The 20086-nt window shown below is 76.9% G+C and carries 19 protein-coding genes; 5 read left to right on the top strand and 14 right to left on the bottom strand.

Going from position 1 to position 20086, the window contains the following annotated elements; genetic code table 11:
• Window positions 1–43: 43 nt before the first annotated feature.
• A complete protein-coding gene (locus J3P29_RS01600; protein WP_210491249.1) occupies window positions 44–484 on the top strand; it encodes an Lrp/AsnC family transcriptional regulator in 441 nt (146 codons plus the stop codon).
• Between the two features lie 135 nt (window positions 485–619).
• Here J3P29_RS01600 and J3P29_RS01595 read toward each other — a convergent pair whose 3' ends face one another.
• The 8 genes from J3P29_RS01595 to J3P29_RS01560 all read right to left on the bottom strand — a co-directional run bounded on the left by J3P29_RS01595 (window position 620) and on the right by J3P29_RS01560 (window position 6680).
• Complete coding sequence (locus tag J3P29_RS01595) at window positions 620–1018, bottom strand: ASCH domain-containing protein (protein ID WP_210491248.1); 399 nt, start codon at window positions 1016–1018, stop codon at window positions 620–622.
• 12 nt (window positions 1019–1030) lie between these two features.
• Window positions 1031–1624 (bottom strand): NUDIX domain-containing protein, encoded by a 594-nt coding sequence (locus J3P29_RS01590; protein WP_210491247.1) that lies wholly within the window; start codon window positions 1622–1624, stop codon window positions 1031–1033.
• Window positions 1624–2337 (bottom strand): Crp/Fnr family transcriptional regulator, encoded by a 714-nt coding sequence (locus J3P29_RS01585; protein ID WP_210491245.1) that lies wholly within the window; start codon window positions 2335–2337, stop codon window positions 1624–1626. The genes J3P29_RS01590 and J3P29_RS01585 overlap by 1 nt, the downstream gene beginning before the upstream one ends.
• A 139-nt stretch (window positions 2338–2476) precedes the next feature.
• Window positions 2477–3670 (bottom strand): DUF4349 domain-containing protein, encoded by a 1194-nt coding sequence (locus J3P29_RS01580; protein WP_210491244.1) that lies wholly within the window; start codon window positions 3668–3670, stop codon window positions 2477–2479.
• Complete coding sequence (locus tag J3P29_RS01575; protein WP_246851395.1) at window positions 3657–4208, bottom strand: RNA polymerase sigma factor; 552 nt, start codon at window positions 4206–4208, stop codon at window positions 3657–3659. The genes J3P29_RS01580 and J3P29_RS01575 overlap by 14 nt, the downstream gene beginning before the upstream one ends.
• A 56-nt stretch (window positions 4209–4264) precedes the next feature.
• The gene (locus tag J3P29_RS01570; protein WP_210491243.1) at window positions 4265–5116 is read right to left on the bottom strand and encodes a glycerophosphodiester phosphodiesterase; all 852 of its coding nucleotides are present in this window, start codon (window positions 5114–5116) and stop codon (window positions 4265–4267) included.
• Window positions 5113–5892 (bottom strand): Fpg/Nei family DNA glycosylase, encoded by a 780-nt coding sequence (locus tag J3P29_RS01565; protein WP_210491242.1) that lies wholly within the window; start codon window positions 5890–5892, stop codon window positions 5113–5115. Before J3P29_RS01565 ends, J3P29_RS01570 begins: the two co-directional genes overlap by 4 nt.
• An 11-nt stretch (window positions 5893–5903) precedes the next feature.
• A complete protein-coding gene (locus tag J3P29_RS01560; protein WP_210491241.1) occupies window positions 5904–6680 on the bottom strand; it encodes a cobalt-precorrin-6A reductase in 777 nt (258 codons plus the stop codon).
• A 96-nt stretch (window positions 6681–6776) separates the two neighbouring features.
• Between J3P29_RS01560 and J3P29_RS01555 the strand changes: the two genes are divergently transcribed.
• Window positions 6777–8699, top strand: coding sequence for an alpha/beta fold hydrolase (locus J3P29_RS01555; RefSeq protein ID WP_210491240.1), 1923 nt, complete (start codon window positions 6777–6779; stop codon window positions 8697–8699).
• 13 nt (window positions 8700–8712) lie between these two features.
• Here the strand turns inward: J3P29_RS01555 and J3P29_RS01550 are convergent, their stop codons facing one another.
• The 4 genes from J3P29_RS01550 to J3P29_RS01535 all read right to left on the bottom strand — a co-directional run bounded on the left by J3P29_RS01550 (window position 8713) and on the right by J3P29_RS01535 (window position 16200).
• Window positions 8713–9561, bottom strand: a complete 849-nt coding sequence (locus tag J3P29_RS01550; protein ID WP_210491239.1) for a hypothetical protein — start codon at window positions 9559–9561, stop codon at window positions 8713–8715.
• Entirely contained in the window at window positions 9558–10100 is a 543-nt protein-coding gene (locus tag J3P29_RS01545) for an RNA polymerase sigma factor (protein ID WP_210491238.1), read from the bottom strand. The genes J3P29_RS01550 and J3P29_RS01545 overlap by 4 nt, the downstream gene beginning before the upstream one ends.
• 82 nt (window positions 10101–10182) lie before the next feature.
• Window positions 10183–10734, bottom strand: coding sequence for a hypothetical protein (locus tag J3P29_RS01540; RefSeq protein ID WP_210491236.1), 552 nt, complete (start codon window positions 10732–10734; stop codon window positions 10183–10185).
• A gap of 129 nt (window positions 10735–10863) precedes the next feature.
• On the bottom strand, window positions 10864–16200 hold the full coding sequence (locus tag J3P29_RS01535) for a DEAD/DEAH box helicase (protein ID WP_210491235.1): 5337 nt from the start codon (window positions 16198–16200) through the stop codon (window positions 10864–10866).
• 165 nt (window positions 16201–16365) lie between these two features.
• On the opposite strand from J3P29_RS01535, the gene J3P29_RS01530 reads away from it, so the two are divergent.
• Window positions 16366–16917, top strand: coding sequence for a hypothetical protein (locus J3P29_RS01530; protein WP_210491234.1), 552 nt, complete (start codon window positions 16366–16368; stop codon window positions 16915–16917).
• A 451-nt stretch (window positions 16918–17368) separates the two neighbouring features.
• On the opposite strand, the gene J3P29_RS01525 is transcribed toward J3P29_RS01530, so the two are convergent.
• On the bottom strand, window positions 17369–17935 hold the full coding sequence (locus J3P29_RS01525) for an NAD(P)H-dependent oxidoreductase (protein WP_210491233.1): 567 nt from the start codon (window positions 17933–17935) through the stop codon (window positions 17369–17371).
• A 175-nt stretch (window positions 17936–18110) separates the two neighbouring features.
• Here J3P29_RS01525 and J3P29_RS01520 point away from each other — a divergent pair, with 175 nt between their 5' ends.
• Window positions 18111–18698 carry a TetR family transcriptional regulator gene (locus J3P29_RS01520; protein WP_210492960.1) on the top strand — a complete coding sequence of 196 codons (588 nt, stop codon included), beginning with the start codon at window positions 18111–18113 and terminating at the stop codon, window positions 18696–18698.
• Window positions 18699–18788: 90 nt separating this feature from the next.
• Here the strand turns inward: J3P29_RS01520 and J3P29_RS01515 are convergent, their stop codons facing one another.
• Window positions 18789–19478 carry a uracil-DNA glycosylase gene (locus tag J3P29_RS01515; protein WP_210491232.1) on the bottom strand — a complete coding sequence of 230 codons (690 nt, stop codon included), beginning with the start codon at window positions 19476–19478 and terminating at the stop codon, window positions 18789–18791.
• 25 nt (window positions 19479–19503) lie between these two features.
• On the opposite strand from J3P29_RS01515, the gene J3P29_RS01510 reads away from it, so the two are divergent.
• A complete protein-coding gene (locus J3P29_RS01510) occupies window positions 19504–19983 on the top strand; it encodes a nuclear transport factor 2 family protein (protein ID WP_210491231.1) in 480 nt (159 codons plus the stop codon).
• The last annotated feature ends 103 nt before the right edge of the window (window positions 19984–20086 follow it).

The following is a 20086-nucleotide window of genomic DNA, read 5'->3' as shown; positions in this document are numbered from 1 at the left end:
TGTCGATGGCGTTCTGTGTCGAATCCGTGCAAGATTCGAACGAATGGACGACACCGATCGGCAGATCCTTGCGCTGCTCCTCGAGGATGCCCGCAGGACGTACGACGACATCGCCGCCCGGGTGTCGATGAGCGCCCCGTCGGCGAAGCGCCGCATCGACCGGATGCGCTCGATGGGCGTCATCCAGGGCTGGACCGCGGTCGTCGACCACGGCGCGATGGGCTTCGAGACCGAGGCGCTCGTCGAGCTGTTCTACGGCCCGGCGGTGCAGCTCGACGAGGTGGCGGAGTCGCTGCGCGGTCGCCCCGAGGTGGTCGAGGCGTGGAGCGTCACGGGCGAGGCCGACGCGATCGCGCGGGTGCGGACGCGCGGCAACGGCGACCTGGAGCGGCTGATCCGCGACCTGCAGCGCGACGGCGCGGTCGTCCGCACCCGCTCGCAGATCGTGCTCTCGCGCCTGGTCGGCCCCGGCGAGTCGCGCTAGCCGGCGGCCCGACGTCTCGTCGGGGTGCCGGACCGTGGATGCAGGGGGAGGACGCAGGACGGGCCACGGACGGAGTCCATGGCCCGTCCGAGGACGCTGCCCTGCGCCGCGGGGTGGTGCCCCGACGAGACGTCGTCAGTTCTGGGCGCCGCCGAAGCCGAGGCGGGCGTCGGCGTAGCCCGGCGGACTCGTGATGATCTGGCTGAACCGCACGACCGTGACGATGTCGTCCTCGGTCACCGTGCGCCCGTAGATCTGCTCGAGGAAGTGGATGAGCTCGTCGTGCCGGCGGAACTCCGGGTTGTCGTGCTCGATGTCGCGCGGCGACAGGTCGCGGACGCGCTTGACCTCGACGGCGTCGATCACCGCGTCGAAGATCTTCTCGCGCGGCGAGAACTGGTACCCGATCGTCACGAGCACCGCCTGGTTCTTCCGGTACTTGTGGGACTTGTCGCCCAGCCGGATCGTCGCGGTCTTGCGGCCCCGCTTCAGCTGGTCGGCAAAGATTCGCGAGTAGAAGTTCAGGACCTGCATCGGCGACGAACCCTAACGGCCGTCGGGCGTCCGGGCCATGGCCTCGGCGACCATCCGACGGTCGCCGGGGAACGCGAGGGACTCCAGCGCCTCCTCGAGCGGCATCCAGAACGCCCGGGTGACCTCGAAGCCGTCGGCGATCGGCTCGCCCTCCACGTGCGAGCACAGGTACATGCGGACCGTCTTGCGGATCCGCTTGCCCTCGCGCTGGTACCAGTACACGACGTCGCCGAGCCGGGCCGAGACGTCGACCGTGACCGACGTCTCCTCCCAGATCTCGCGCACCGCGGCGGTCGGCGGGTCCTCGCCCTCCTCGGGATGGCCCTTCGGGAGCGTCGCGATCGTCCGCCCGTCGGGGCGGACGGGGTTGATCACCAGGCACGCGCCGTCGCGGACGACGACGCCGCCGCACGAGAACTCGCGCTCGGTGACGACGGCCCGGCCCTGCGCCTTCGTCTTGCCGCGGCCCCCGCGGCGCCGGCGCCGGCGCGAGGAACGGGCGGACGCGCCGGCGGGACGGGCCTCGCCGGCGTCCTTCGCGGGCTCGTCCCCGGCCTCCGCCGGCCGTCTGCGGCCGGGGCGTCGCCGGGGCGGTCGCCCGGCCATCAGTACACGTAGCGGCCGAGCGCCGCGGGATCGAGCACGAGGATCCGCCCGCGCCCCTGCTTCAGCACCCCGGCCCGCTCGAGCACGGCGAGGAACCGGCTGGCCGACTCGCGTGAGCTGCCCGCGAGCTGGGCGATGTCCGCCTGCGTGATGCGGATCTCGACCTCGGGCTCGTCGTTGCCCTCGTTGCGGGCCTGCTCGACCAGCCGGGCCATGACGCCGGCCACGCGCGACTGCACCGTCTGGAACGACTGGCGGGAGAGGCGCTCGTTCGCCTCGCGCAGGCGGCGGCCCAGGGCGACGACGAGCTTCGCCGAGATGTCCGGGTGCTCGCGCATCAGGCGGCGCATGTCGCCCGCCAGGATGGCCAGCGCCTGCACGCGGTCGAGGGCCTCGACCGTGGCGGAGCGGCGGTCCGTGTCGAACATCGCCAGCTCGCCGAAGATGTCGCCGACGCCGAAGTGCGCCAGCGTGATCGCGCGGCCGTCGGCGTGGTGGCGCACCGCGCGGCAGTGCCCCTCCTTGACGATGTAGCACGTGTCGGAGCGGTCGCCCTCGCGGAAGATGACCTGCTGCGGCGAGAAGCGGCGGGGCACCGCGACCTCCGCCACCCGGGCGAGGTCCTCGGGCGCCAGGGCCTCGAACACCGGCACGCGGGCCAGCAGCTCGAGCGTGGGGTCGATCTCGTTCACCTGCTGCTCGGGCGTAGCCACCCCAGGGGAATACCACACGGCCCGGTCGACCGTGATGTTTCGCACGTAGACGCCCCGCGCCCGGCGGGGGCCCCGACGGGCGCCGGAACGGGCTTCGGGGACGGCCCGGCCGGGCCGTCCCCGAAGCCGCCGTCGGTCCTCAGGCCCCGTCGATCAGTCGCGCCGCCCGGGCCCGCCGCCCACTCCGCAGGAGCGCCCAGCCGCCGCCCGCGAGCAGCATCGCCGGGAGCAGGACGACGGCGAGCAGGAGGGCCACGCCCGCCGCCACGCGCAGCACGCCGGAGGCGTCGCGCCACGCGTCGCCCGGGCCCCAGGCGCCGTCGTCGACGGGCGCGGCGACCGCGGCGTCGGCGGTGACGAGCCGCAGCGCGATCGTCGCCTCGTCCGTGCTGCGCCGCATCGCCCGGACCTGGCCCTCCAGGCGGGCGACGCGCGAGGAGAGGATCCGCAGCTCGCGCCGGCGGGCGGCGCGGCGCTCGTCGCCCGTGGCCCGCGCGAGCGCCAGGCGGGTGGCGGCGCGCTCCGCGCGGGCGTCGCGCAGGTGGTCTTCCAGCGCGACGGCCGCGTCCGTCACGTCGTCCGCCTGCCGGTCGAGGGCGACGGGACGGCCGAGCCGGCCGAGGGCCGCCACGGTCGCGTCGAGCCGAGCGGTGGGGACGACCAGCTCGAGCTCCGCCCCCGGGTCGCTGCCGCGCTCGCGGACGGCGGAGCGGGCCACGTGCCCGCCGGCCGCCGTGACGACCTGCTCGGCGCGCCCCGCGGCGGCCGCGACGCCGTCGTCGGCCACGCGGACCGTCTGGTCGACGGCCCGGCGGACGCGGCGATCCGCGGACGCGGGGCCGGACGCGCCGGGGCCAGCGCCCGGGGCGGTGCGCTCCGGTGCGGCCCGGTCGTCGGCCGCCGAGGGGGCGTCGGCCCCACCGGACGCGGCCCGCCCGGCCGGGGGCGCCAGCTCCTGCTGCATGCTGAGCAGCTCTCCCGTCCCGGCCCCGTCACGCGCCTGCTCGCTCACGGCCACCGCCACGCCCGCGACGACGCACGTGGCGGCCAAGGCGCCCAGCAGCCGGCGCGACCGCCTGGGCCGCACCGGGACGCGCCGCGGGCGACGAGGCGCGCGGGCCGCATCGGTGCCGGCGGCCGCGGCGCTCGCCGCGTCGGCCCGCGCCTGCAGCCGCACGCGGGCGTCGTCGCCCGGCGCGGGGCGCGCGGCGGCGACGTCCGCGACGAGCGCCGTCAGCTCGGCGTCCGCGTCGGGCGCGCCGGCCAGGGCGGCGTCGAGCGCCTCCAGGTCCGCGCGGGCCTCGGGGGACAGGACGGGGTCACGACGCAGCACGGCACGCCTCCCTCAGGGTCGTCAGGACGCGGTGCAGGCGGCTGCCCGCGTTCGTCGCCGAGATCCCGAGCACCGCGGCGATCTCCGCGTTGCCCAGGCCGGCGTGGAACTTCAGCGCGACGAGCTCGCGGTCGCGGCCCGGCAGGCGGTCGATGGCGGCGGCCACGACGGCGCGGCGGCGCTGCGCCTCGTCCCGCTCGGCCACCGCCTCGGCGGGGTCCGGCACGGCCGCGTCGGGTGGGTCGTGGGTCCAGGTCGCGGTGCGGCCGCGGCGGCGCAGCTCGTCGACGGCCGCGTGGCGGGCGATGCCGAACAGCCACGCGCGGGGGCTGCCCCGCCGGGGGTCGAAGCGTCCTCGCCGCGCCAGCGCGCGCTCGAACGTCACCGCCACGACCTCCTCGGCGGCCGACCGGTCCCGCACCACCGTGCACGCGTAGGCGAACAGCTCGTCCGCGCAGGAGCGGTAGAGCGCGTCGACGTCGAGGGGCGCGGAGCGGGTCATGGCCGGCGGCAGCGTGGCTGTCGCTGTCTCGCTCATGGGGACACTACGGGCTACCCCGCGGCCCGTCACAGGATTCGTCGGGGAGCCGGCGCCTAGGTCCCGCCGCCCCAGCGCAGCAGGCGCGGGTCGTTCGACGTCACGCCCGTGACCCCGAGCGCCCGGAGCGCGTCGGCCCGCGCCGCGTCGTCGACGGTCCAGACGTGCAGCTCGCCGTGCGGGAGCACCGCCCGCGCGAACGCCGGCGTGACGAGCGACCAGTGCGCCATCACCGCGTCGACCCGTCCCGCCTGCAGCGCCCGCACCAGGCGCGGCGGCAGCGCCCGGCGGGCGGCGACGAGGAAGGCGAGCGCGGCGGGGCGACGGGCGCGCGAGCTCCACCAGTCCCGGGTCACGCGCGGGACGGACCAGCCCAGGCGGATCTCGGGCGCGATCCGGCGCAGGCGGCCGAGCGTCGCGACCTCCATCGTCGAGACGAGCACGCGGTCCGTCATGCCGCGGGCGCGCAGCGCCGCCGCGATCGCGTCCTCGTGCCCGACCGCCTTCGCGTCGAGGTTGATCCCCAGGGGCGCCAGGTCCGGCTCGCGCAGGCGGTCGAGAGCGTCGTCGAGCGTCGGCGCGTCGGGGCGCGCCGCCAGGTCGAGCGGGTCGTGCGCCAGCCGCAGCACGCCGTCGGCGTCGGGCAGCGCGTCGAACTCGACGACGTCGACGCCCAGCTCGGCGGCGCGTTCGATGCTGGCGATCGTGTTGCCCGGGACGACCGCGTGGCAGCCCATGTGCCCCGTGCGCAGCGTGCGGCCCTCGCGGCGCGCGGCGACGCCCGGCCACGCCGCGGTGGCCGCCGGGGACGGTCCGCCGGCGGACCGGGTCGGGTCCGGTCCACCGCGGTCGTCCCGGGCGCGGGCCGCCCCGGCGGCCGCCGCCTGCCCCTCATCTCGCGCGCTCACGCCTGGCACCCCGGGCACCAGTAGGTCGGCCGGTTGTCGTCCCCGGTCCCGCGCTGGCGCACCTTCGTGCCGCAGCGCGGACACGGGCGCCCGGCCTTGCCGTACACCTGCTTCGGCCGCAGGTGGGTGCCCAGGCGGGCGGTGCGCTGGATCCGCGGGGCGGTCCACTCGACCATCGCGACCAGGTCCTCGTCGCTCGTCTCGGCCAGGGGCTTCGTCGGGTCCACGCGCTGCGCCCAGCAGGCCTCGCACTTCCAGACGTTGCCGATGCCCGCGACGCTGCGCTGGTTGAGCAGCGCGTCGCCGACGGGGCGCGTCGGGTCGTCCTGGCGGAAGCGCTGCAGGATCCGCGCCGGGTCGACCTCGTCCGGCACGCAGATGTCGGGGCCCAGCGCGCGCAGCCGCGGGTCGGACGCCACCTGCGCGTGGGTGCGCAGCTCCAGGAACGGCCCGTCGAACTCGATGACGTCCCGCTCGCCGCGGCCCATCACGAGCCACGCCCGGCGGGGCGCCCGCGGCCACGTGTCGCCGACGGTCCGCACCGCCCACGACCCCGTCATCCGCAGGTGGCTGTGCAGCGCCAGGTCGCCGTCGAAGAAGATCAGCAGGTTCTTGCCGCGCGCCTCGATGCGCTCGACCGTGCGGCCGGCCAGCCGGCGGTCCCACCGCTTGGGGCGCGTCCGCTCGCTCGGGGTGCGCACGCGCTCGAGCGGGCCGCCGAGCAGCACGGGGCGCAGCCGGACGGCGGCGTGGTGGATCGAGTCGCCCTCGGGCACGGCGATCCAGGCTAGGGGGCGAGGGCGCGCACCGCGGCCACGGCGGCGTCCACGCTGCCGACGGTCGTGATCCCGGGACCGTCCGGCGCGGCGGGCCGGCGGACGATCAGGACCGGGACGGCCAGCTCGCGCGCCGCGTCGAGCTTCGCCCGCGTCGCGTCGCCGCCGGCGTCCTTCGTCACCACGACGTCGATGGCGCGCCGCCGCAGCAGGCGTCGCTCGTCCGCGAGCGCGAACGGACCGCGCGCCAGGAGCAGCTCGTGCCGCGGAGGCAGGGGGCCCGTCGGCGGGTCGATCGCGCGGATCAGGCACCACGTGCCGGTCACCCCGGCGAACGCGCGGGCCTCCTGCCGGCCGATCGCCAGGAGCGCCCGCCGGCCGAGGCGGGGCAGCCGGCGCGCCGCGTCGGGCAGGTCGGCGGCCCACGTCCACCGGTCGCCGGGCCCCGCCGTCCAGCCGGGGCGGCGGAGGGCGACGAGCGGGACGCCGGCCACCGCGCACGCCGCCGCCGCGTGGCGCGAGATCGTCGCGGCGAACGGGTGGGTGGCGTCGACGACGGCGCGGATCCCGTGCGCGACGAGCCAGCGCGCCAGCTCGTCGGCGCCGCCGAAGCCGCCGACGCGGACGTCGCCCGCCACCGCGCCGGGCGCCGCGACCCGGCCGGCGAGCGACGTGATCGGCCGGAGCCCGGGCTCGGCGGCGAGCGCGGCCGCCAGGCGCCGGCCCTCCGTGGTCCCGCCGAGGACGAGGACCGGCGCGGCGCCGGGGGCGGGCTGGGCGCCGGTCATCGCGCCCAGCGTACCCGCGGACCGCGGCGGCGCGCCACGGTCGGGAGCGGCCGAGAAAAGTCCCCGCCCTACCCGGGGTAGCTCTACGGTGCACGCGTGCTCCCCCCACGCCGCCTCCTCCTGCCCGCCGTCCTCGCCGCCGCCCTGGCCGCGCCGGCCACCGCCGCCGCCGAGCACGTCACCGTCCGCTCGTTCGACGGCACCGCGATCGACGCCGACTTCCAGCCCGCGCCGGGCCTGAAGCCGGGCCAGCGCGCGCCGACGATCGTCATGACGCACGGGTTCGGCGCCACCCGCGAGACGGTCGACCTGCCGGGCGGCGCGTCGGCGCTCGGCCAGGTCGGCGCGTCCGCGTTCCGGGCGCACGGCTACAACACGCTCACGTTCGACTCGCGCGGGTTCGGTCGCTCGGGCGGCGAGGTGCAGCTGGACTCGCCGGACTTCGAGGGGCGCGACGTCTCCGCGCTGCTCGACTGGCTGGCGGGGCGGCCCGAGGCGCAGCTCGACGGCGCCGGCGATCCGCGCGTGGGCATGCACGGCGCGTCGTACGGCGGCGGCGTGCAATGGGCCGCGGCCTCGCGCGATCGCCGCATCGACGCGCTCGCGCCGGCGATCTCGTGGACGTCCCTGGTGCAGGCGCTCGGTCGCGACGGCCGACTCAAGCTCGGCTGGGGCCTGCCGCTCGTCGGCCTGGGGATCCCCAGCTCGACCGCGCTCGGCGTCTTCGCGCCGCAGGGGCTGGAGCTGGGCGGCTTCCCGCTCGAGCTGACGTCGCTCGCGCTGCAGGCGGCGGTCACGGGGCGCAGCGGCCCGGCGCTCACGGGGTACCTGCGGGCGCGGTCGACGGGCGACGCGATCGCCAACGTCCGCGCGCCGTCGCTGATCCTGCAGGGCACCGCCGACACGCTCTTCTCGCCGAGCCAGTCGCTCGACATGCGGCGGCTGCTGCGCACGGCCCGCACGCCGACGAAGGTGCTGTGGTTCTGCGGCGGCCACGGCGTGTGCCGCACGGGGAACGCGATCGGCGACCGGATCGAGCCGCGGGTCCTGGCGTGGATGGACCGCTGGCTGCGCGGCGACCGCGGCGCCGACGTCGGCCCGGGCTTCGAGTGGGTGGCGGACGACGGGAAGGTGCGGTCCGCCGCCGACTTCCCGCTCCGGCGTGCCGGGACGATCACCGCCTCCGGATCCGGCAGCCTGCCGATCACGCCGCTCTCGACGGTGCAGGGGCTGGTGATCGCGGCCGCGCCGGCCGTGAACGCCGTGGCGGTCGACGTGCCGCGGCAGGACGGCGAGGCGGACGTCGTCGGCGAGCCGGTCGTCCGGCTGCGGTACCGCGGCACGGCGGTGCCCGGAGACACGCACCTCTACGCCCAGCTCGTCGACCGGGACCGCGGCGTCGTCGTCGGCAACCAGGCCACGCCGATCCCCGTGACGCTCGACGGGCAGGAGCACGAGGTCGAGACCCGGCTGGAGGCCGTCGCGATGCGCGTGACGCCGTCGAGCCGCTACCGCCTGCAGATCACCGACGGCTCGAACGTCTACGGCCTGACGCTCTCGGCCGGCGCGGTCGACCTGCGCGACGTGCGGCTGGAGCTGCCCGTGGGCGACGCGGCCGGGACGCCGGCGGACGCGGACGCCGTGGCCCCGGCGGGTGGCGGAGGTGGCGCGGGGGCCGGTGCGGGCGCCGGCGGTGCAGCGGCGGCGGGCAAGGCGACGACCCGGCGGCTGCGCCTGTCCGCGCTGCGACGGAGCGGCGTGCGGATCCGCGGCACGCGGCCGGGCGGCAAGGCGGTGCGCGTGCGGCTGACGGTGCGGCCGTCCGTCGCGCGGTCCCTGCGCCTGCGCTCCCGCACGCTGGCGACCACGACGATCCGCCGCGGCACGCCGACCTGGTCGCGGACGGTCCGCGTGCCGGTGAAGGTCACCAAGGCGCTGCGGCGGCGGGCGAAGACGAGCGTCGCGGTGACGGTGAGCTCCGGGACGGTGACGCCCGGGCGGCTGGTGGTGCGGCGGTAGGGGGCGGCGGCGTTCAGCGGTCGCCCTTGGGCACCGGTCGGCCGCGGGCGTCGAGCCAGACGGTCGGCCGGCCGCTGACGTCCCGCAGCCGTCGCTCCGTGCCGGCGTCCGTCCCGGCGCCGCCCCGGGGCCGGCCCCGCACGGGGAGCTCGTAGTAGTTGTCGCGAACAGGGGCGGTCAGCGTCTCGCCGTCCCGGGCGGTCAGCCGGACGCGGGCGACGCCGTCCGGCACGAGCCCCGCCGTGGTCCCGCCGATGCCCCGGCGCCGAAGGTCCGCGAGCGTGCCGCACGCGGCGCCGCTGACGTGCTGGGGCAGAGGCACCGCGGCGCCCGACCGCGTCGTGACCGTGCCCGGCGGCCCGGCGGCCCCGGGAACGTCGGTCTCGTACACGCAGAGGGCGTCCCGCAGCTCGCGATCCCGCCCGATCCCGGGCGGGCCCACCCGCTGCAGCGGGACGAGCAGGATCGTCCGGTCGCGGTGGCGACGCAGGATCCGAATGCCCTCGACGTGCACGCCGGTCCCGAGGTACCGGCCGACCGTCCGCAGCGCCCGGAGCACCGGCGCGCTGCGGTCCGCGTCCGTCTGCGGTCGGCGCAGCACCGCGAGGGCCTGGACCTGGGCCGCCGGGACCGGCCGGCTGGCACGACCGGGGGGCTCGATGCCGTGGTCGCCGCCGAGCGTGGGACTCCACGGCGCGGTCGCGGCCACGGCGGTCCCCGTGGCGAGGATGCCGGCGACGCCGAGGAGGGCGACGCGACGCGACGGGCGACGGCGGCGGGCCTGCGTCGGGTCGGGAACGACGGCATGCGCCTGCTCCAGTCGGACGCGCAACTCGTCGAACGGGTCGGTGGGGCGGCTCATGTCGGATCCTCGATCGTGCGGCGGAGGGTGGAGAGCCCACGCGAGACGCGCTGGCGGACGACGTGCTCGGAGCACCCGACGCTCGCGGCGATGGCGGCGTACGGCTCGTCCTCGAGCACGCGTCGGCGCACCGCCTCGCGCTGGTCGGCCGGCAGCGTGCCCAGGACGGCGTCGAGGTCGAGGCCGGTCCGGCGGTCGATCGCCGCCAGGCGCGGGTCGTCCAGCACCACGGGCTCCATGCGCAGCCGCTCGCGGGCGTCGGCGGCGATGCGCCCGGCGCGGGCGCTGTCGATCAGCAGGTTGCGCGCGATGCCCAGCAGCCAGGCGATCGCCGGGCCGCGCGTCGCGTCGAACTGCCGACGGCGGGCCAGGGCCCGCGCGAACGTCTCGGCGACCAGGTCGAACGTCTGGTCCGGCCGCGCGGCTCGGCGCCCGACGTACGCGGTGACGACATTCAGGTGCCGCGCGTAGAAGGCCCCGAAGTCTGCCGGATCGTCGCTCGCCAGCAGCGCCGCGTCGGTGCGTGGTCTCGGGGCCATCACCAAGCTCTACTGCGGAGCGCGTGATCTGTGACGACGCGGAGGGCCGGCGGACGCCATGGGCGGCCGGGGCCGCCGGTGGCTACCGGGGATTGCAGCCCAAGCCCCGGAGCAGGGCGTGCATCCGGCGGATCGTGGTGACGTGCACCACCGTGGTCACGCGGATGGAGCGCTCCACGCCCTCGATGTCGATCTCCAGCGGGACGACCGTCCCGTCGTGCGGGTCCCGTGCGGCCGGCGACGGATGGTCCTGGCCCACGACGTTGCCGTAGCAGTGCCGGCTGGCGCGGCCGTACCGCTCCGCCTCGGCGTCCGGGCCGGCCCCCTGCACGTAGAACAGCGCACCGGCCCCGTCGTCGCCGGCCGGAAGCGCGCGGTTGAGACGGACGACGGCCGAGACCGCCTGCGGCGGTTCCCCCGGCTCTGCCCGGCGGGCGAGGACCACCGGCTGCCGGACGAGGTGGTACCCGCCGGCCGCATGCCTCGCCAGATCCTTCGTCGGTGTCGGCCGCGGCGGCGCGGCCGGCGCACGACGACGGCTCTCCGCGGCCCCGCCCGACGCCGAGCCCCCGCACGCCGCCGCGGCCAGCGCGACGGCCGCGAGCACCGCCAGCGTGGGCCATCGCTGCGCCATGCCGGCATCCTCGCAGCCGTCCCGCGTCGCGTCGACCGGTCCCCGGGCCGCCATCGGCACGGTCGCGCTCCGGCCGGCCGCACCACCGTCACCGGCGTGAGGCGGTGCGCGACGGACGTCCGCCGCCCGCTACGCCCGCGCCAGGTACTTCGTCGGCGCGGCGCGGAACCCGGCCGCGGGCAGCAGGCCCTCGAGCGGGTGGCCGATGACCTCGAGCCCGTCGATCCGTTCGAGCTGCAGGCCCTTGCGCGGCAGCCCGCCCGCCTTGCCGGTGGAGACCGCCTCGACGAGCGCCGCGAACGCCACCGGCAGCCGCGGGTCGTCGTAGGCGACGAGGGTCTGCAGCGACTTGCCGGAGCGGTCGCAGAACAGGACCGGGTCGGGGCCGACGACGACGACGCGGGCGCCGAGCGACCGCTGCGGGTGCGGCGTCGTCGCGGTGGCGGGGCGGCGCGGGAAGGCGTCGGGCGCCTCGTCCGGCACCTCGGGCCAGCGCAGCAGCGTGCCGTACGGCTGCGCGGGGTCCGTCGCGTCGAGCGTCGTCGCCGGAAGCGGCTGCCCGGCGGCGTCGAGCGCACTCACCTCGCCGCCCGGCCCCCGCGTCGGCACGGACTGGCCGCGCAGCCGCTCGACCGCGCCGGGCAGCGCGAACTGCGCGCCGCCGAGGCCTTCGACGAAGTAGCCGCGGCGGCAGACGCCCAGCGTCTCGAGCGCCCCGAACGAGTCGTAGAGCGTGGAGAAGCCGCCCGAGATGCCCTCGGCGCGCACGTGCTCGCGCGTGACGATGCCGTGCCGCTCGAGCAGCAGCTCGGCGATCACGCGGCGGCGCTGCCCCGGATCGTCGACGGCGTCGCCGAGCGGCGCGAACAGCGGGGCGGTGAGCGAGAAGCGGCCCTGCGTAGCGGACGGTGCCGTCGCGGCGCGCGGGCCGAACCTGCGGCGGGCGCCGCGCGAGCGGGCGGTCGTGGTCGCGCGAGGCGCCGCGGCCTTCATCCCCGCGCGGCCGGCCCGCAGCGGCGCGAAGACGTCGCACGTCACCTCGCCCGCCCACACCAGGTCCCACAGCGCGTCGCGCAGGTGCTCGGCGTGCTCGGGCAGCGCCCCCAGCATCTCGGCGAAGAACGCGGGCCGCGTCGCCAGCAACGCGCGCAGCGCTTCGTGCGCCGGCCCGGACGGCCCCGTCTCGGCGTCCCGCGTGGGCCGCACGCCCGGCGCCCCGGCGGCGGGCAGCGAGAGCGACGGATCGCGGACCGCCCGGCCCATCGGCGGCCCGATCGCGGCGATGTCCTCGCGGAAGTACAGCGCCACCTTTCCCGCGGACCGGCCGAGCGCGCCGGCCCCCACCCACACGACCTCGCCGGACGCGCACAGCCCGTCGAGCCACGCGGGCGAGTAGGCGCCCAGGCGCCGCGGCAGCACCTCGTTCTCCCACAGCTCGACCGGCAGCGCCAGGCCCTGCAGGGGGACGAGCGCCTCGCGCAGGCGGTCGGGGCCCGCGCCGGCGGGGCGGTAGCGGTCGATGCCCTGCCACGTGAGCGAGAACGGGACGAGCGCCCGCGGGTCGACGGGCTCGATCTCCTGCCGCAGGACGGCGAGCGACATCCGCCGCAGGCGCCGCAGCACCTCGGGATCGCAGTGCTCCGTCTCGGTCCCGCCGGGGCGGATCTCGCCGCGCACGAGCAGGTCCTCGCGCAGCAGCTCGCGCAGGACGGGCGTGGGGTCGACGCCGTAGCGATCGCGCAGCTCGTGGTCGACGAACGGGCCGTGCGTGGCGGCGTAGCGGACGACGAGCCGGCGGTACGGGTCGGGGACGTCCGCCAGGAACGTCTCGGGCAGGCCGCCGGGCGGGACGGCGCCGAGGGCGTCGCGGTACAGGCCGGCGTCGTCCGCGGCGATCCACCGCAGCTCGCCGCCGATCCGCATCCGGATCGCCCGCCGATGGCGGTCGAGCGTCTCCAGCCACGCCGCGGCGGTCGCCGCCGCGTCGCCGCCCTCGGGCGGGGCCACGCGCTCGGCCACCTCGGCGTCGGTCAGGTCGCCGACGCGGCGCAGCACCTCGGCCAGGGCGTCCTCGTTGCCGGCCCGGGTCCGCGGCGAGCGGTGCTGCAGGTCGGCCTCGAGCTGCGCCAGCGCGCCCTCGTCGAGCAGCTCGCGCAGCTCGTCCTGCCCCAGCAGCTCGCGCAACAGGTCGCGGTCCAGCGAGAGGGCCGCCGCGCGCCGCTCGGCGTTCGGCGCGTCGCCCTCGTACATGTACGTGGCGATGTAGTCGAAGAGCAGCGAGCTCGCCATCGGCGACGCCGTCTGCGTCTCGACCTCGACGAGCGTCACCTCGCGGGCCTGCAGCTTGCCGAGCAGGTCGACCAGGCCGGGGACGTCGAGGACGTCGCGCAGGCACTCGCGGTACGTCTCGAGGATGACCGGGAAGTCCGGGAACGTCTGCGCGACCTCGAGCAGCGTCTGGGCCTTCAGCCGCTGCTGCCACAGCGGCGTGCGCTGCCCCGGGCGGGCGCGCGGGATGAGCAGCGCGCGGCCGGCGTTCTCGCGGAAGCGCGCGCCGAAGAGGGCGGACGTGCCGAGCTCGGAGACGATGAGGTCCTCGACCTCGTCCGGCTCGGGGACGAGCAGCTCGACGATCCGGCCCCACGCGTCGCCCCGGCCCTCGGGGTCCCCGTCGACCGGCTCGTCGACGTCGGGCAGGTGGATGATGATCCCGTCGTCCGACCAGATCGCGTCCGCCTCGAGGCCCAGCTCGTCGCGGATCTGTCGCGAGACCGCCAGGCCCCAGGCGGCGTGCACGCGGCCGCCGTACGGCGAGAGCAGGCAGACGCGCCAGTCGCCGATCTCGTCCTTGAAGCGCTCGATGACGAGCGTCGTGTCGGACGGCACCACGCCGGTGGCGTCCTGCTGCTCGATGAGGAAGTCGCGCAGGTTGCGGGCCGCGAGCGGGTCCAGGTCGTAGTCGCGCTCCAGGACGCTCTCGTCCTGGTCGACGGCCCAGCGCGAGAACGCGCCGATCGCCTCGCCGAGCGCCTTCGGCCGGCCGCGCTGGTCGCCGCGCCAGAACGGCACCGCGCCCGGGGCGCCCGGCGCCGGGGTGACGACGACCTTGTCGCGGCCGATCTCCTCGATCCGCCAGGTCGACGCGCCCAGCAGGAACGTCTGCCCCGCGCGGGCCTCGTAGACCATCTCCTCGTCGAGCTCGCCGACGCGGCGGCCGTCGGGCAGGACGACGCGGTACAGGCCGCGGTCGGGGATGGTGCCGGCGTTGGCGATGGCCAGGCGGCCGGCGCCCTTGCGCGGGCGGATCGTCCCGCCGACGCGGTCCCAGACGACGCGTGGGCGCAGCTCGGCGAAGTCCTGCGACGGGTAGCGACCGTCGAGCATGTCCAGCGTGCGCTCGAACAGCTCGCGCGGCAGCTCGGCGTAGGGGTAGGTGCGCGTGACGAGCGCGAAGACGTCGTCGACCGTGACGCCCTCGTCCTCGTCGGCGGACGCCGCGATCGCGACGATCTGCTGCGCCAGCACGTCGAGCGGGTTGCGCGGGACGACCGTCGGCTCGATCAGCCCCTCGCGCATCCGCCGCACGACGACGGCGCACTCGAGCAGGTCGGCGCGGAACTTCGGGAAGATCCGGCCCTTCGCGGTCTCTCCCACGCCGTGGCCCGCGCGGCCGATGCGCTGCAGGCCCGCGGCGACCGACTTCGGCGACTCGATCTGCAGGACGAGGTCGACCGAGCCCATGTCGATGCCGAGCTCGAGCGAGCTCGTCGCCACCAGGCACGGCAGCTTGCCGGCCTTCAGCAGCTCCTCGACGACCTCGCGCTCCTCGCGGGAGAGGGAGCCGTGGTGGGCGCGCGCCACCTCGACGGCGTGCGGGCCGGTCGGCGCGACACCGATCACGCGGGTCTGGCTGCCGGCGGGACCGCCCCCGCTGTCGGCGTCGGAAGCACCGCCGGTCGGGGACGCCGCGCCGTCGGGCGTCGGGCCGCTCGGCGCCGCGGCGCCGGGCGTGGCGCCGTTCGGCGTCCCACCGGCGCGGGCGCCCGGCGCGGGGCGCGGCAGGAGCGGCTGGATCTGCGCGTGACGGTCCGGGCCCGTGAGCGTGATCTCCTCGTCGGGATCGTGCGCGCGGGCGGCGGCCCACGTGCCCGCCCGGCCCGCCGCCTCGGCGCGGGCGCGCAGCTCGCGCTCGCGCGCCGCGGCGTCGGGATCGTCGTCGTCCTCGGGCGTCTCGTCGCCCGGCACCACGCCGTCGCGGCCGGCGATCAGGCGCCGCAGATCGCCGTCGCGGCGTGCGCGGGCGGCGTCGGGGTCCTCGTCCCAGCGGGCGTCCGGGTTCTGCGCGGGGTCGTCGGTGCCGGCCTCGCGGGCCTGGTCCTCGGCGCGCTGCTCCGCCAGCTCGTTCAGCCGGAGCGCCAGGCGCTCGGCGGAGCGGCGCGAGTTGACGAAGACGATGGTCGACCGGTGCTGCTCGACCAGGTCGAGGATCTCCGGGTACATCGCCGGCCAGATCGAGTTGCGCGTGGCCTCGCCGCCCGGCACCGGCTCGAGCGGGTCGGGGGCGATCGCGACGTTGGCGCCGCCGTCGGGGACGAAGTCGTCGTCGGACGCGTCGGGGTCGTCCGGGTCGGCGAGCGGCATCGTCGTGTCGTCGATGCCGTCCGTCTCCGGCCGCTTCGGCGCACCCGCCGGCGTCGTGTCGAGCTCGGTCATCGACTCGACGGGGACCTGGATGCGCAGGTCCATGCGCTTCTTCTCGCCCGTCTCGACGATGCGGCACTGGCGGCCGGGGCCGACGAGGAAGCGCCCGACCTCCTCCAGCGGGTTCTGCGTGGCGGACAGGCCGACGCGCTGGACCTCCTCGCCGGCCCACGAGCCGCGCAGCTCGCCGGTGGTCCCGCGCAGCGCGGAGAGGCGTTCGAGCGTGAGCGCCAGGTGGCTGCCGCGCTTCGTCCCCGCGACGGCGTGGATCTCGTCGACGATCACCGTCTCGACGCCGGTCAGCATCTCCCGCGCGCCCGAGGTGAGCATGAGGAAGAGCGACTCGGGCGTCGTGATGAGGACGTCCGGCGGCTTGCGGCGCATGGCGGCGCGCTCGCGCTGCGGGGTGTCGCCGGTGCGCAGCGCCACCTTGATCTGCGCCGCGTCCTCGCCCGCCGCGGCCGCGATGCCGCGCAGGGGCGCGCGCAGGTTGCGGTCGACGTCGTGGCTGAGCGCCTTCAGCGGCGAGACGTACAGCAGCCGCACGCGCCGCTCGTCGTCGGGCAGCGGCTGGGCGGAGAGCCGGTCGAGGCCGTAGAGGAACGCCGCGATCGTCTTGCCCGAGCCCGTCGGCGCCGAGATCAGCACGTGCTCGCCGCCCGCGATGAGCGGCCAGGCCTGCTCCTGCACGGGGGTCGGACGGTCGAACGCGCGGGTGAACCACTCCGCGACCTGGGGGGTGAAGACGTCGAGCGCCACGAGCATCCGAGACTACGCGCGCGAACGGACGTTCGGATGCACCGGGGCGGGCGGGACGATGGGGCGGGTGCGGGTGCGCCTCCGGGCGGGCGCACCCGGCCCGCCCGACGACCCCCTGCCCGCGGCGCCCGAGCCCGAGCGCCGCCCGCTGCGCTCGCTACGGTCGCGGGGGTGCGGTGGAAGGACTTCTCGCGGATCTTCGTGGATCCCCTCGCCCCCGCGACCACGGTCGATGCAGTCGTCGACGCCCCCGTGCCGCTCGCCGGGTGGGAGGACGGGCCGGCCGTCGCGGTCGCCTTCCTGCGCCGGCCGCCCGACGGGACCCTGCGGCTCGGCGTCGCGCTGGGCGAGCGTCGCGGCGGCGCGGTGGACCTGCTCGCGGGCGCCGACGGGGACCCGTGGGAGGACGCCGCGGCCCAGGTCGCGGCCCTCGCGGCCGAGCCCACGCGCCTGGTGCCGTTCGCGCTGCAGGCCGTCGAGCTGGACGCTGCGCCGGACCCCGGCCGCCCGCTCGCCGCGGTGACCTGGGGGCTCGCCCACCCCGCCGTGCACGCCGTCGCGGTCGCCGGCCCCCGCCCGGGCAGGCCGGTGCCCGTCGCGTCGGCGTCACGGGTCTTCGTCGCCGGATGCTGGCTGTCCCACGGCGAGCTCGACGGCGTGCCCCGCCTGGCGCTCCGCGGGCTGGACGCCTCGGGCGCCGTCGTCGCCGACCTGCCCGGCTGACGTCGCCCGGTCCGTTCCGGCTGAGGTCCGCCCAACGGACCCCAACCAGAACGCGTCGCCCCGGCCGCGTCCGTTCCGGCTGAGGTCCGCCCACCGGCCCCCAACCAGAACGCATCCCCCCGGCCGCGGCCGTTCCGGCTGAGGTCCGCCCACCGGCCCCCAACCAGAACGCGTCCCCCCGGCCGCGGCCGTTCCGGCTGAGGTCCGCCCACCGGCCCCCAACCAGAACGCGTCCCCCTGGCTGCGGCCGTTCCGGCTCAGGTCCGCCCACCGGCCCCCAACCAGAACGCGTCCCCCTGGCTGCGGCCGTTCCGCCTCAGGTCCGCCCACCGGCCCTCAACCAGAACGCGTCCCCCACCACGCCCCGCCCCCCGAACGACCGCGGGCGGGCCCGAAGGCCCGCCCGCGCGGTGCTGCCTGGCGCGGACGGGCCGCGCCGGAAGGGGGTCGCTCAGGCGGCGACGGGCTGCGAGGCGGCGTCGGCCAGCTGCTTGACGACGGCGGCGAGCTTCTCGGTGATCTCGGTGTCGTCGCTCGGGTGGCGCTCGGCGAAGCGGATGACGGACTCGGGGACGGAGAGCTTGGCGTCCTCGAGGACGGCGCCGCCCGCGATGCCGGCGGCCTTGCGGGCCTCGTCCTGCGCCCAGACGCCGCCGTACTGGCCGTAGGCGGTGCCGACGATGGCGATCGGCTTGGCGACGAAGACGCCCTCGCCCATCGGACGCGACGCCCAGTCGATGGCGTTCTTCAGGACGGCCGGGATCGTGCCGTTGTACTCCGGCGAGAAGAGGAGGAAGCCGTCGGCCTGGCCGGCGGCCTCGCGGAACTTCAGCGCCGCGGCGGGCTCCTGGCCCGGGACGTCGATGTCCTCGTTGTAGAACGGGATGTCGGAGAGGCCCTCGAAGATCTCCAGCTCGACGCCCTCGGGGGCGAGCTTGACGGCGGCCTCGGCGAGCTGGCGGTTGTGCGAGCCCGAGCGGAGGGATCCGACGAGGGCGAGGATGCGGACGTTCGACATGGGTGGGGTGCTCCAGGGTGCGGTGGAAGATGCCGCGGCCAAGGGGACCACGGTCCGTTCACCGGAGTTGTAGCACAAGAAATGGACCGTGGTCCACTTTGGCCGATGCGGGTATGCTCGGTCCGTGGGCTCCTCCTCATCACCCCTGACGCCGTTGCCCACGGCGACGCTGCCGATGGCGGCCGGGCCGGAGCGCGAACGCGCCGACGCCGCGCGCAACCGCCGGCGCCTGCTCGACGCCGCCGCGCGCCTCGTCGCCGAGCAGGGCGCGGACTGCGTGACGATGGAGGCCGTCGCCGCGGCGGCCGAGGTCGGCAAGGGGACGGTCTTCCGGCGCTTCGGCGACCGCGTCGGCCTGATGATCGCGCTGCTGGACCAGGCCGAGCGGGGCAGCCAGGAGGCGTTCATGTTCGGGCCGCCGCCGCTGGGCCCCGGCGCGCCGCCCGTCGAGCGGCTGATCGCCTTCGGCCACGAGCGCCTGCGCCACACGGCCGAGCACCGCGACATCCTGCTCGCCGCCGAGGACCGGATGCGGCGCTTCGACGTGCCGGCCCGCGGCGTGCTCGTCATGCACGTGTCCACGCTCCTGCGCGAGGCGGGCGTCGACGGCGACGTCGACCTGCTGACCGAGACGCTCCTGGCCTACCTGGACACGGCGCTCGCGCAGCACCTGGAGCAGGGCCGCGGCTTCAGCTGCGACCGCATCCGCGCCGGCTGGGACGACCTGGTCCGCCGCATCGTCCGCCCGCTCGGCCCCGCCTAGGCGCCGGCGCGCGTCCGCACCGGGGTCTGGCCCCGGGTGCCGAACGATCCCTCCCCGCCCCCGGAGCCGCTCCCGCCCCGGGAACCCGGCCTACTCCCCGGCGCCGGCCAGCTCCCGCGCCCGCCCCAGCACGGCGTCGAGCATCGGCGGCGTCAGGCGCCCCGTGAAGGTGTTCTGCTGGCTGGGGTGGAACGTGCCGAGCAGGTGCACGGCGCCCAGGTCGTACTCCGCGCCGTGGCCGAACTTCGGCCGCGGCCGCGGGATCGGCACGCCGCGCGCCGCCAGCAGCCGCAGCGCGCCGTCCCAGCCGAACTGGCCCAGGCAGACGACGACGCGCACGTTGGGCAGCAGGTCCAGCTCGGCGGCCGTCCACGGCAGGCACGTGTCGCGCTCCTCCGTCGTCGGCTTGTTCGCCGGCGGGGCGCAGCGGACGACGGCGGTGATCCAGCAGTCCGTCAGCTGCAGGCCGTCGCCGGGCCGGTTCGCCCACGGCTGGTTGGCGAAGCCGGTCCGGTGCAGCGCGGCGTACAGGAAGTCGCCCGAGCGGTCGCCGGTGAACATCCGCCCCGTGCGGTTGGCGCCGTGCGCGGCGGGGGCCAGGCCGACGAGCAGCACCCGCGCGAGCGGATCGCCGAACGCGGGCACCGGCCGGCCCCAGTACTCCTCGTCGCGGAAGGCGGCGCGCTTCGTCCGCGCGACCTCCTCCCGCCACGTGACCAGGCGCGGGCACGCCCGGCACTCCGTCACCCGTCGCTCGTGCTCGGCGAGGCCCCTGTCCACCGGCCCTACGGTACCGTTGAGCCCCGTGATCGCCGCTCGCTCCCGCCTGGCCCTGCTCGCCGTCTCCGGCACGATCGCGGCCCTGGGGGCCACCGGCTGCGCCTCCACCGCGGGGAGCAGCGCGTCGGACGACAAGGAGTTCCAGGGCGAGGCCGCCCGCGTCGCCAACACGGTCCACGACCTGGACGACGCCTACGCCGACCAGCAGAACGACGACACGGGCGCCGGCAACGTCTGCAAGACGCTGCTGTCCAAGCGCCTGGTCGCCGCGCTGAGCCGCGACGGCGGCTGCGAGAAGAACGCGGCCCGTGCCCTGGACGACGCCGACCCGATCGGCATGAGCGTGCAGGACGTGCAGATCCAGGGCGACGTCGCCACGGTCCAGGCGAAGGTGAAGCTGGCGAAGGACGAGGAGCGCACGGACACGCTCAAGCTCGTCCGCGAGGGCAACACCTGGAAGTACGACGGCACCACCCCGGGCCGCCCGGGGGCGAAGAGCCGCTGAACCGCGGGCGCGCCGGCCGCGCCCGCCCTCCCGCGGCGCCCTCCGCCGCAGCGCGAACCGCGCGCGGCCCAGGCGCCGCGCGGCCCCGGGATCCCGGCGCCGC

The organism is Patulibacter sp. SYSU D01012 (genome assembly GCF_017916475.1).
Lineage (GTDB): Bacteria > Actinomycetota > Thermoleophilia > Solirubrobacterales > Solirubrobacteraceae > Patulibacter.
The sequence above is the reverse complement of the archived record's forward strand: the minus strand, read 5'-3'. Positions and strand labels throughout refer to the sequence as shown.